Raw genomic sequence first — 11,562 nt, 5'->3', positions numbered from 1 at the left:
GGCAGGCGCTCGAACCGGCGGCGATAGTCTAGGATAGCCAGCCCGACCGGGTCCCAACAATGTTCCGCGACCAGACAGCTAGGTGCTATTCGCTGAGGTGACGGAGCAGCTCAAGGCCAAGGTCGTGAAGGTAAAGACGGGCACGCTGGTGGATGCCACGGTGATCACCTCCGCGAGCGAGCAGGATCAGGAAGCCCGCTGGTCCGGTCATCAGCGACGCCGCGCGATCCATGGCTACAAGGCGCATGTTGGTGCGGGCGCCGATACCGCCATCGTGGAGTGGGTCTCGGTCACACTTGGAAATGCCCATGATGGGCGCTCCGGTGAAGGAGCACTTCCGGACAAGCCCAGTACTGTCTTTGCCGGCAGCGCCTATCGGGGCCAGCTCTTCGCCGCGGCAGTCCGCATCAGGGGCGGAGTGCCGCATGTGGTGCAGACCAGCATTTGGGCCCACGAGGATGACCGGACGGCGGTGCGCAGGCTGCGGTACTGGAACAACAGCATCCATCTCGTCCGCTGCCGCATTGAGAAGATCTTCGGTACCTGGAAGCGCAGCTATTGGTTACGCTGCATGCGCTGGCGAGGACTGGCTAAGACCGCTCTGCAGGTCTGCCTCACCCCCATGGCCTACAACCTGAAACGAACTGCCGCCATCATGCGGCTGGCAAGCAGTTGAGCAGCGAGTGCGCCTGGCGGCTTGAACGGCGCTTCCTGAGAGACCTGCCTGCGACAGAGCGTAGCAAGCGCAGAGGGAAGCAGCTCGAGCGACGTCTCGTTAGCGAAAATCAGCCCCGTCTGCGCACCTTCAACCGCGATCCACGCACAGGTCTCGAATTACCGTTGACCGATGCTGGATCGTGGCATTCACGACCAACTGCCGATCTTTAGCTGGACCAGATTGCAGCCCCCGAGCTTGCTGTCGATCGCGAGGTCGAACATGGCCAAGTCCCTCACCCTCTGCTCGCGCTGCAGGTGGAGGCGGATGCCACAGACTTGCTTGGGCTTGAGGAGCGCTTAGGACCAATGAAGCGGCCCTTGTTCCACGGCACGACATGCCGCGTATGGGAATGTGGTACACCCAAAGCATCACGTTGCACAGCACCTCTCCTGAGCCGCTGAATTGCGGCTCAGAGAGTACGTGGCTGGCGCCCACCCTGTTGGCCGGAAGCGGAACGGTGGCTTTCGGAGCTTGAGCGCAGAGGAGCGGACATGAGGCAACGTTCACGCCGCCGCTGTCCGAAGAGAAATCACGCGGCTCGCGACTTTTTCCGCCAGCGCAGCCTCATGGGTGACCACCAGGAGCGCCATATTCCTCTCCTGCACGCATTCGCCGAGCAGCATCATGACGTCCTGCTGGGTCAGTGGATCCAGACGTGAGGTCGCCTCGTCGGCAAACAACATCGCCGGGTTCAGCAACAATGCGCGCAGCAGGCCGAAGCGCTGCAGCTCACCCCCTGAGACTTCCGATGGCCTGCGGACGAGCAAGGCTTGGTTCAGCCTCAGCCGCGGCAGCAGATGCCGGACGGCATCCGCGGCCAGGCCGTGCCGCTGCCGCAAATCGGCCAGCCCCTGCCCGAGGGCCTGGTGCGGCGCAAAGGCAGCCAGCGGGTCCTGATAGAGCTTCTGCATGCCAAGCGGCGCGACCCAGGTGCCGCGCTTCACGCTGCCCCAGTCGGTCCTGGCCAAGCCGAGCAGCAGATTGCCCAGCGTGGTCTTGCCGCATCCGCTCCGCCCGGAAACCGCGACGACTTCACCCTCCGCGACTTCCAGGTCGAGCCCGCCGAGCAACTCGCGGCCGCCAAGGCTCTTCCGTAGGTTCCGTCCTTTCACCACGGTGCGGCCCGGTTGCCGGTGCGGCCATGCCTGCCAGCGGGCTGGCTCGGCGGCGACCAGGCGCCGGGTGTAGCCGTGCCTCGGCGCGTCCAGCAGGACAGGCAGGTGCCCGGCTTCCACCACCTGGCCCGACAGCATCACCATGGCTTGGCCGCCCAGAAGCCGAGCCAGGGCAACATCATGCGTGATGACCAGCAGCAAGCGCCCGGCCTCTGCCTCCGCCCGCAACAGGGCGCCGGCCGTGTCGCGCAGTTCGGCATCCAATCCCTTGGTCGGCTCATCGGCGATCAGCAGCCCGGCACCGGCGGCCTCGGTGGCCGCCAGGGCTACGCGCTGGTTCATGCCGCCCGAGAGCTGGAACGGATAGCGCCGGCCAGCACCATCCAGGCCGAGGCGTGCCAGCCGCGCCGCCGTATGCTGTCGCGCGTCATGCGCGCTGCGGCGGTGCACCAAGCGGTCCACCTCCTCTACCTGGGCGGCGGCGCGCATGGTGGGGTCCAGCGCGGCCCAGGGCTCCTGCGGCAGCATGGCGATGCGTCGGCCCCAAAGAGCGCGGCGATCCCGCGGCGGGAGCGGCAGGATGTCCTGCCCGTCCAGTACCACGCGGCCCCCGGCATGTAGGCCCGGCGGCAGGTTGCCCATGACGGCCTGCGCCAGCAGCGACTTGCCGGAACCGGTCTCACCCAGCAGCACCAGCGGCTCCCCGGGCAGCAGGGTGAAGCTGACGCCATGCACCAGCAGGCCTTCCGGCCCGGTGATGCGGAGGTTTTCGACAACGAGGCTCATGCGCGCTCCCGCCCCGCCAGCAGATGCAGGCCGAGCACGGTCAGGAAGATCAGCAACGCCGGCAGCAGCAGCGCCAGCGGCGCCTCGGCGTAATAGGGCAGCAGCTCGGTCATCATGCTTCCCCACTCCGGCACTGGCGGCCGGGCGCCGACGCCGACGAAGGCCAGCGCAGCCACGGTGGTCACGGCAGTGCCGGCGGCAAAGGCGAAGAGTGTGGCGACCAGCGGCGCGACCTCCGGCCACAGGTGGCGACGCAGAATATGGCCGGTGCCGAAGCCCAGCAGCCGCGCTGCCTCCACCTGCGGCCGCGCCAGCACGCCGGCGGCGGCGTTGCGGCTGATGCGGAAGAATTCCACCCACAGCGCCAGGGTGATGCCGAGGTAGAGCGGCAGGAAGGCGCCAGGTGCGAAGGCGGTGACCAGCACCACCAGCAGCAGCGCCGGCAGGGCCTGCACGGCATCGGCCAGGCCCAGCAGCATCCGCTCCGCCCAGCCGCCGCGTAGCGCCGCCAACAGGCCGAGCAGCGTGCCCGCCACGGCCGCCAGCAACGCTGCCAGCAACGCGAGGCCAAAGGAAAGCCGGGCGCCTGCTGCCAGCCGCGCCAGCATGTCGCGCCCGAGGTGGTCGGTGCCCAGCGGATAGGCGCCGCCAGGCGGCAGCAGCGCGTCGGACAGGTTCTGCCGCAAGGGGTCCACCCCATGCAGCGGCCCGAGCAGGGCGATGCCCGCCACGGCCGCCAGCATGGCGCCGCCCAGCAGGCGTTTACGGGATAAGGTCATGCGGTGCGGCGCCTCGGGTCCAGAAGCCAGCAGGCCAGGTCGGTCAGGGCATTGAGGACGACAAAGAGCAGCCCCATCACCAGCGCCGTCCCCTGCACCATCGGGATGTCGCGGCCCAGCACGGCATGCACCAGCGCGTGTCCGATGCCCGGCCAGGCGAAGAGGGATTCCACCACCACCACGCCTTCGATCAGCACCACCAGTTGCAGGCCGAGATAGGCGACCACGGGGATCGCGGCATTGCGCAGCCCGTGCCGGCGGAAGGCGGCGGTGTCGCCCAGCCCTTTCATGCGCGCGAAGCCAAAGAAGGGCGAGGCAGCCACCGCGGCCACCGCGTCCCGCGTGACGCGGCAGGATGCGGCAGCCAGGCCGAGGGCCAGGGTCAGCGCCGGCAGGATCACCTCCCGCCAGCCGCCGACACCGGCCACGGGCAGCCATTCCCATTCCACCGCCAGCCACAGCATCAGCCCGATGCCCAGCACGAAGGCCGGCACGGCGCGCAGCGCGGCGGAAAGCGCCAGCAGGACACCATCCAGCCACCCGCCGCTGCGCAACCCGGCCAGGACCCCGAGCGGCGGCCCGAGCAGCAGAGAGAAGAACAGCGCCGCGACCGACAGCAGCAAAGTGTGGCCGAGCTGGATGCGCAGGGCATCCGCCACCTCCTCCCCCGATGCGAGGGAGGTGCCGAGATCGAAGCGCGAGAGGTCGGCGAACCAGGCGCCGAGCTGCACGAGCCAGGGCCGGTCCAGCCCGAGTTCCTGCCGCACCGCCTCGGCCGCCGCGCTGTCCACGAGGTCGTAGCCATAGCGGCTGGCGGCGATGCGGTAGGCCATGTCGCCCGGCAGCAGTCGCACCATCAGGAAGCAGGCGGTGCCAACCAGCAGCGCCACCAGAACAGCTTGAACGGCCCGCCCGCCCAGCACGCGCATCAGCCCACCCATCGGGCACCCGCGACGCGGAAGGAGAGTTCCAGCGGGTCCACCGTCAATGCGGCGACGCGCCTGGACATGGCGGTGGCCAGGTCGAACCAGCTCACCGGGATGACCGGCAGTTCCTCATGCAGGATGGTGGAGGCGCGGGCCCGCAGCGCCGCGCGCTCGGCGGGATCGTCGGTGGCGCCGAGCTTGTCCAGCACCTCGTGCAGCGCGGCGCTGGACCAGCCCATGGCGCCCCAGTCGCCGCCCTCCGGCCCGTAATCCTGCAGCAGGGTTCCCAGCGGATCAGGCACCAGGGAAAAGTTGCGCGCCATCAGCGCCGCTTCCAGCGTACCGTCGCGGTGGCCGGCCGGGATCTCGCCGCTGTTGACAATGGCGACCTTCATGTCGATGCCGACATCCCGCAACTGGGCCTGCATGGCGGTGGCAAGCCCAGGCAGTTCCGGGCGGTCAGAAAAGGTGCGCAGGGTGAAGGCGAAAGGCTGGCCGTCGCGCCGCAGGATGCCCTCCGCGCCCGGTTGCCAACCGAGTTCCGCCAGCAGGCGCCGCGCTTCCGCCAGATCCCGCCGCAGCGGTGCCAGACCGGGCACGTGCCACTCCGCCATGGCCGGCGGGAAAAGCTGCGTGGCGGTGGAGGCAGGCGAGCGCAGCAGCGCCGCCGCCATGCCCTGCCGGTCCAATGCCAGGCTGAGGGCGCGGCGGGCCCGGATGTCGCGGAACAAGGGCAGGTTGCAGTTCAGCTTGATCAGCCGCGTGCGCGGAATGGCGCGGATGTCGACGGCCACGCGCGGGTTGCGGCGCAGCCGTTCCACCGTCTCCGGCGCCAGTTGCGCGACCAGCTCGGCCTGGCCGCCCTCGGCCATGGCGGCACGCGTCTCGCCGCGCCCGGCGGCTAGGTAGGACAGGCGGGCAATGGTCGGGGCCTGGCCATCCCAGTGCTCGGCGCGTTCGGCTTCCAGCCGCTGCGGCGCCAGCAGGCGGGACAGTTTGTAGGGGCCGCTGCCGATGATGGTGCGCACCGCCTGCCCCTCGAAGGCCGCGGGGGCCAGGATGCCCATGCTGTAATGCGCCAGGAAAGCCAGCAGCGGCGTGAAGGGACGGCTGGTGCGGATCAGCACCGCCCCGGACTCGGCCGCGATGCTGGCGAGCGGCAGGTTGCCCAGCAGCCCAGCCTGGCTGCGCGCCCGCTCCAGGCAGGCCACCACCGCCTCGGCGGTGACAGGCGTGCCGTCGTGGAAGCGGGCCGCCTGGCGCAAGGTGAAGCGCCAGGTCAGGCGGTCCTCCGACAAGGTCCAGGCGCGGGCGAGCTGCGGCACCGGCAGGCCGCCGTCATCGGCACCCAGCAGTGTTTCCACCACCTGCAGGCGCGTGAACACATAGCCGGAGCGTGCAGGATCCAGCCCGTTGATCTCCTGCGATGTCACGACGCGGAATGTGTCCGTGGCCGGCTGCGCGAGGCTAAGGCGAGCCAGCAGCGGCAGGCCCATGGCGGAACCGAGAAGGGATCGGCGGGCAAGCGAAGCGGATGTCATGCCTCGCTGATGGATGATATGTTATAACAGTGCAAGTGGGAAAATGCAGGGCCTGGCCGTATCCTGAACCGGGCTAGCATCGTCATTGTTTGTTCATCGTGATGTCATCGCGGCGTCGCGGAGGAGACGCTTTCTCCCCGATGTTTGCGGCGCTCCCCAGCGTCGCCTCAGTCGGTGGGATACCCCTTCATGCCTGACACCAACCTGCCCGGCGGGCGCCTGCCCGAGATCGAGGATATCGGCAGCAATCCCGCGCCGCGCGACACCATCGGCGAGCTGGTGCAGCGCCGCCTGTCCCGCCGCGCTGCCCTGCGCGGGCTGGTCGGTGCGGCCGCGACGGCGACACTGACCGACCAGCTCCTGACCTCGGCCAATACCGCCGCGGCGCAGAACGCTGCCGCGCAGGATGCCGCCGGGCCGCAGGGCACTGGCCCCCTCCGCAACGGCCCTTCCAGCCTCACCTTCGCGGAACTGCCGCACCAGCTGAAGCCGCAGGATGCGGTGGCCCCGGGTTACGAGATGCAGACCGTGATCCGCTGGGGCGACCCGGTGCTGCCTAGCGCGCCGGCCTTCGACCCGGCCAGACAGACCGCCGCGGCCCAGGCCATGCAGTTCGGCTACAACAACGACTACGTGGACTTCATCCCGCTGCCGCAGGGCAGCAAGAACGCCACGCATGGCCTGCTGGCGGTGAACCACGAATACACCGACCCCCAGCTGATGTTCGACGGTCTCGGCGCCAGCGAGGATTCCCGCCTGAAGACAAGCCGCGAGCAGGCGATGATCGAGATCGCCGCGCATGGCATGTCGATCGTCGAAATCCGCAAGGAGAACGGCCGCTGGGCGCCGGTGGCCGATAGCCGGCTGAACCGCCGTGTGACCGGTGAGACACCGATGCGCATCAGTGGCCCCGCCGCCGGGCATGACCGCATGAAGACCTCCGCCGACCTTGAAGGGCGGCAGGCGCTGGGCACCTTCAACAACTGCGCCGGCGGCAACACGCCCTGGGGCACGGTCATCACCTGCGAGGAGAACTTCAACCAGTATTTCGGAGGCGCGGCGGCCGAGACCGGCAGCCAGGCCGCGATGTACAAGCGTTACGGCATCGCGAAACAGGCCAGCTACCACTGGGCGGACTTCATCGACCGCTTCAATCTGGACAAGGAGCCGAACGAGCCGAACCGCTTCGGCTGGGTGGTCGAATACGACCCCTACGACCCGCAGAGCGTGCCAGTGAAGCGCACGGCGCTCGGCCGCTTCAAGCACGAGGGCTGCACCCACGCCATCGCGCCCGATGGCCGCGTGGTCTTCTATTCCGGCGACGACGAGCGTTTCGACTATGTCTATAAGTTCGTCACGGCGCGTGCCTGGAACCCCAATGATCGCGCCGCCAACCGCGACCTGCTGGATGACGGCACGCTTTACGTCGCGCGCTTCGAGGAAGACGGCAAGATGCGCTGGCTGCCGCTGGTGCATGGCCAGGAGCCGCTGACCGCCGCCAACGGCTTCAACAGCCAGGCCGAGGTGCTGATCGAGACCCGCCGCGCCGCCGACCTGCTGAAGGCGACACCGATGGATCGGCCAGAAGACGTGCAGGCCAACCCGGTGAACGGCCGCGTCTATGCGATGCTGACCAACAACACCCGCCGCAAGGCAGAGCAGGTCGATAAGATCAACCCGCGCGCCAACAACGTGCACGGCCATGTCATCGAGATGATTCCGCCGGGAGCCGGCACGGAGCGCGTGGATCACGCGGCGCTGGAAGGCACCTGGGAAATCTTCTTGATCGCCGGTAAGCCGGGCACCGACGCCGGGGCGCAGTACCACCAGAGCCTCAGCGCTGAGGGCTGGCTGAGCTGCCCGGACAACTGCACCTTCGACAGCAAGGGCCGGATTTGGATCTCGACCGACGGCGCCCCTGGCACCTCCAAGGTGGCGGACGGGCTTTACGCCGCCGACACGGATGGCGAAGGCCGGGCGCTGACCAAGCTGTTCTACCAGGCGCCCACGGGTGCCGAGGTTTGTGGCCCCTGCCTGACGCCGGATGACGAGACGATGTTCCTGGCCATCCAGCACCCAGGCGACGACAAGGATAGCTCCTTCGACACCCCCTCTACCCGCTGGCCGGACTTCAAGGACGGCATGCCGCCACGCCCGGCGATCATTGCCATCACAAAGACCGGCGGTGGCAAGATCGGCGCCTGATCACGGCACTACATGGCACATGGCAGCTGCTCCGCCGGAGCGTCATCCGGCGAGTGGTTGCCTTCTGCGGCTACAGGCAACCGCAGGCTGACGTCTGCTTTGCGGAAAGCTGCTTAACTGCTCAGAGGGCTGCTATGGGCGCACAGCGGCAATAGCTGTGCTGCGCGTCTATGTCTGCTGTCCACCCCAAGTAGCGATAACCGCTGAACCCGGTGTCACACAGATAGCTGAACGCCTGATCCCGCAACGCTGGCCATGGCAGATTCTGGCCAGTAGCCACCTGTCTGCTCTCCTACGTAACAGGAGGGGAAAGCAGACGTGACTTTGCGGTTACAGCCCTATATCAGCCTGTTCCAGCGGCGGCGGCAGCCTGAAGGGCCTGGGGGCGGCCGTGGGTTCACCGGCGCGTCGCGCCAGCTTCGGCGTAATCTCTCCCCAGGTGCCGGGCCCCATCGGCCGGTCGACTGCCGCGGCTATTTCGATGGGAAGCGCCTCCTGAGCCAGGAGACGGCGAGCCGGTTCAGCTCCTCCGGCTTCTCTTCGGGCGTCCAGTGCCAGCAGTCCGCAATGGTGTGCTTCTCAAGGTCCGGCACATAGGCGTCCATGCCGTCTGCCATGCTCGGTCTGAGAACCACATCATGGGCAGCCGACACCATCAGAGATGGCACGCGAACGGCCTGATCGACACCGAGACCTGCCTTCCAGTTCCTCGACAGGTTGCGGTACCAGTTGATGGCGGGGGTGAAGCCGGTGCGCTCGAAGTTGCTGGCGTAGAAATCCAGTTCCTGCGCGGTCAGCACGTCCTCTCCTGGGAGTCTCTCCGGCAGCGGCTTGCCGTAGTACTCCATGTTCGCCACCTCCGGCGGCAGTTTGTTCCAGTCCGCAGATGTGATGAGACCCTTGCGGTATGCGTTCCGCAGCGCACCGCGCGGATCCCGGTCCATCGCATTGTCGGCTACTCTGCCATCCTGGAACATCAGAACGTACATGTCCGGGCTGTAGACCCGGCGCATCTGGAAGACTGGATCGACCTTTGGATCAGCGGCGAAGGTCTGGCCTCGGGGCTGAGCGGCCTCGACGAGGTCGGGCTGCAGCCACAGCATCCAGTGCGGGGTGTGCGGCGTGTTGACCCCGATCACCCCAGCAACGCGTCCGGCATGGAGAAGCGCCATCTGCCAGGCAAGCAGTCCTCCCCAGTCGTGCCCCATGAAGATCGCCTTCTCGATGCCCAGCGTGTCGAGCAGGCCGACGAGGTCTCCTGTCAGATGAGCGATGTCGTAATCCTCGATCGCCTTTGGGGCGTCGCTTCTCCCGTAGCCGCGTAGATCGGGAACGATGATGCGGTAACCCGCCGCGGCAAGGGCCGGGATCTGATGACGCCACGTGAACGCCAGCCCCGGAAAACCATGCAGCAGAACGACCGCCGGTCCGGAGCCCGCCTCATGGACGGCCAGGTTGATGTTGTTGGTCTTGACCATGCGCATGCCCGGCATGGCCGCCCCTTGCGCGAAGGCGGGCAGGACGGAGGTCACGGCGGCCGCGACAGAGCCGACGAGCAATGCTCTACGGGAAAGGCGGGCTGTGCCTTTTCTGTCATCAGGATTGGCTGCGATGAGCCGGACGCCGTTCTCAGCGTCACCGACAGGAAGCGGCCCCGTGTGCATCACCGTGCCTCCAGCGTCAGGATCTCCCCGCCGGTCTGCTTGAGCCGCGTCAAGTAAGCGGTGGGGTGGAGCAGCTGGTAGGGGAAGTAGAGGCCGGCTGGCGTCGCGGGGTGGCCGTCGAGGCCCAGGAGGCGCTCGAGGATCATGGCGACCCCGAGGCCGGTCAACGGTGCCGAACCCTCGCGGTGAACGACCGCATGGCGGGTGCGGAGCGCCCGGCCCGCACGATCCTGCCCGGCGAGTTCAATGACGATTTCCGTTGACATCGGCTCGCCGCGGCGGCGGCTGGAACTGACGCCAGTCGCGATGTTGAACTGGACGTTCGGTGCGCCGGTCACCGTCGCCAGGCCCGCGACGTCGATGGACGAAAAGCCGAAGGCCTCCATCCTGGTGCCGTCGACGGCATGGAATATAGCCTTGGCATCCTCACCGGCGCGCCAGATGTAGCGGCCCTCGCGACGCGTCAGCGCCGCGGGCAAGGTCCTGTTCAGCCGCTCGAAGTCCTCGGCCACCGCCGGGCCGCCGGTGTCCTGCTCATCAACCAGGGCACCAATGGCAATGTCGTCGACCCGGCTGAAGGCTTTGGCGAACTCGAGTGTGGGAACCGTCGTGGCGCCGACAAGCCATTCGTAGCCGAGGACGATCGACGAGGCGTCCGGCTTGTGCATGAAGGCCGCGATCTCAGGGGCGATCTCGTAGATGCCGGACGAGATGCTGAGGTGCGGGATCCCGTTGGCCTGCGCGAAGCGGAGCCCGGCGAGGCTCTCGTCTGAAAACAGGACGGCGACGGCGCTGACTGGGCGACCGCCAAGGCCGAGATCGGCGGCGGCCAGCTCAAGCGCCGCGCCCTCTGCGTTGTCCATCCGGGCCGCGGCTTCCTGGGCCTTGGTAAGGTCGCGGCCGCCAATCAGCAACGGCAGAACGGGACGGGCGGCGCGCAGGAACCGTGTTGTCCAGCGTCCGATGGCGCCGGAGCCGCCCATGAGCAGAATGGGAGCCGATGACATTGCCAAGCCTCCTTGCCTGCAGCTAATAACCTACCTTTAGTAGGAAAACTAACGTGGCTACTGTTGGTAGGCTCCGCAAGGCAGGCAATGCCGTGAAAAACAATGCGCAGGAGAATGGCGAGCAGGTAACGCCGCGCAGGCTCTCAAAGGCCGAGCGACGGCACCAACTGCTCGATACGGCGCTCCTGATCGTGCGGGAGGAGGGAGCGGATCGCCTGACCCTGGGGCACTTGGCTGCGCGTGCCGGTGTCTCCAAGCCGGTGGCCTATGACCACTTCGGCACGCGGTCGGGCCTGCTGATCGAGCTCTACAGGTGGATCGACGTGGAGCGGGTGAACGCGTTCCGGGAGGTCATGACCACCGGTGAACGCAGCCTCGAGGAGTGCGCCAGGGTCCTGGCGGCGGCCTACATCCACTGTGCCGCTGACAAGACCGACGAGTTCCATGCAGTGGGCGCCGCTCTGGCGGGCAGCGAGGAGAAAGCCCAAGTTTTTCAGGAGCTGCTCGACAATTCCGTCCAAATGTTCGTGTCGGTGTTGAAGCCTCACAGCACCTTGTCGGCAGCCGAGCTGGAGCGGCGCTGCATTGGCCTTGTCGGCGCGGGCGAGGCGCTCTCAGCCGCCCTGGTGCGCGGCACCTTTAACGAGGCCGAAGCCGCCGGAGTCCTCGCGTCATTGATCCAGGGTGGTTTGCGCTCACCTCCAAGGTGACTGGGTCACTCCGCCGGGCGTGCGTCATCTAGCTGTCTGGTTGCGAGACGTCCTTGGCATCTTCGACGATGATGCGGGCCTTCTCGATGTCCTGCGGCCCGGCCTGCCCGA

General features: G+C 67.6%; 9 protein-coding genes. 3 read left to right on the top strand and 6 right to left on the bottom strand.

Annotated features, from left to right (window positions below):
- Window positions 1-97: 97 nt before the first annotated feature.
- The gene (locus EBE87_RS26430; RefSeq protein ID WP_199707853.1) at window positions 98-676 is read left to right on the top strand and encodes a transposase; all 579 of its coding nucleotides are present in this window, start codon (window positions 98-100) and stop codon (window positions 674-676) included.
- A gap of 545 nt (window positions 677-1,221) precedes the next feature.
- Here EBE87_RS26430 and EBE87_RS26420 read toward each other — a convergent pair.
- From EBE87_RS26420 to EBE87_RS26405, 4 genes are read right to left on the bottom strand one after another with little or no spacing between them, the layout of a single operon-like run.
- On the bottom strand, window positions 1,222-2,619 hold the full coding sequence (locus EBE87_RS26420) for an ABC transporter ATP-binding protein (RefSeq protein ID WP_120640466.1): 1,398 nt from the start codon (window positions 2,617-2,619) through the stop codon (window positions 1,222-1,224).
- Window positions 2,616-3,398: an ABC transporter permease gene (locus EBE87_RS26415; protein ID WP_120640465.1), complete on the bottom strand. Its 783-nt coding sequence runs from the start codon at window positions 3,396-3,398 to the stop codon at window positions 2,616-2,618. The genes EBE87_RS26420 and EBE87_RS26415 overlap by 4 nt, the downstream gene beginning before the upstream one ends.
- Window positions 3,395-4,339, bottom strand: coding sequence for an ABC transporter permease (locus EBE87_RS26410; RefSeq protein ID WP_120640464.1), 945 nt, complete (start codon window positions 4,337-4,339; stop codon window positions 3,395-3,397). The genes EBE87_RS26415 and EBE87_RS26410 overlap by 4 nt, the downstream gene beginning before the upstream one ends.
- Window positions 4,327-5,865 (bottom strand): ABC transporter substrate-binding protein, encoded by a 1,539-nt coding sequence (locus EBE87_RS26405; RefSeq protein WP_120640463.1) that lies wholly within the window; start codon window positions 5,863-5,865, stop codon window positions 4,327-4,329. Before EBE87_RS26405 ends, EBE87_RS26410 begins: the two co-directional genes overlap by 13 nt.
- Before the next feature lie 189 nt (window positions 5,866-6,054).
- On the opposite strand from EBE87_RS26405, the gene EBE87_RS26400 reads away from it, so the two are divergent.
- On the top strand, window positions 6,055-8,070 hold the full coding sequence (locus EBE87_RS26400; protein WP_120640462.1) for a PhoX family protein: 2,016 nt from the start codon (window positions 6,055-6,057) through the stop codon (window positions 8,068-8,070).
- Between the two features lie 473 nt (window positions 8,071-8,543).
- Here EBE87_RS26400 and EBE87_RS26395 read toward each other — a convergent pair whose 3' ends face one another.
- Both EBE87_RS26395 and EBE87_RS26390 read right to left on the bottom strand, forming a co-directional pair.
- The gene (locus EBE87_RS26395) at window positions 8,544-9,734 is read right to left on the bottom strand and encodes an alpha/beta fold hydrolase (protein WP_199726524.1); all 1,191 of its coding nucleotides are present in this window, start codon (window positions 9,732-9,734) and stop codon (window positions 8,544-8,546) included.
- Window positions 9,734-10,741, bottom strand: a complete 1,008-nt coding sequence (locus EBE87_RS26390) for an NAD(P)-dependent oxidoreductase (protein WP_120641186.1) — start codon at window positions 10,739-10,741, stop codon at window positions 9,734-9,736. Before EBE87_RS26390 ends, EBE87_RS26395 begins: the two co-directional genes overlap by 1 nt.
- 92 nt (window positions 10,742-10,833) lie before the next feature.
- Between EBE87_RS26390 and EBE87_RS26385 the strand changes: the two genes are divergently transcribed.
- Window positions 10,834-11,451, top strand: a complete 618-nt coding sequence (locus EBE87_RS26385) for a TetR/AcrR family transcriptional regulator (RefSeq protein WP_199708191.1) — start codon at window positions 10,834-10,836, stop codon at window positions 11,449-11,451.
- Window positions 11,452-11,562 lie beyond the last annotated feature (111 nt).

This window comes from Teichococcus wenyumeiae (genome assembly GCF_003696345.1).
Lineage (GTDB): Bacteria > Pseudomonadota > Alphaproteobacteria > Acetobacterales > Acetobacteraceae > Pseudoroseomonas > Pseudoroseomonas wenyumeiae.
Note: the sequence above shows the minus strand (reverse complement) of the source record. Positions and strands in the feature narration are given on the sequence as shown.

Coding starts and splice junctions, on each gene's coding strand:
- EBE87_RS26405 (WP_120640463.1), bottom strand. CDS start 5,865: ATGACATCCGCTTCGCTTGCCCGCCGATCCCTTCTCGGTTCCGCCATG.
- EBE87_RS26395 (WP_199726524.1), bottom strand. CDS start 9,734: ATGCACACGGGGCCGCTTCCTGTCGGTGACGCTGAGAACGGCGTCCGG.
- EBE87_RS26390 (WP_120641186.1), bottom strand. CDS start 10,741: ATGTCATCGGCTCCCATTCTGCTCATGGGCGGCTCCGGCGCCATCGGA.
- EBE87_RS26400 (WP_120640462.1), top strand. CDS start 6,055: ATGCCTGACACCAACCTGCCCGGCGGGCGCCTGCCCGAGATCGAGGAT.
- EBE87_RS26415 (WP_120640465.1), bottom strand. CDS start 3,398: ATGACCTTATCCCGTAAACGCCTGCTGGGCGGCGCCATGCTGGCGGCC.
- EBE87_RS26420 (WP_120640466.1), bottom strand. CDS start 2,619: ATGAGCCTCGTTGTCGAAAACCTCCGCATCACCGGGCCGGAAGGCCTG.
- EBE87_RS26410 (WP_120640464.1), bottom strand. CDS start 4,339: ATGGGTGGGCTGATGCGCGTGCTGGGCGGGCGGGCCGTTCAAGCTGTT.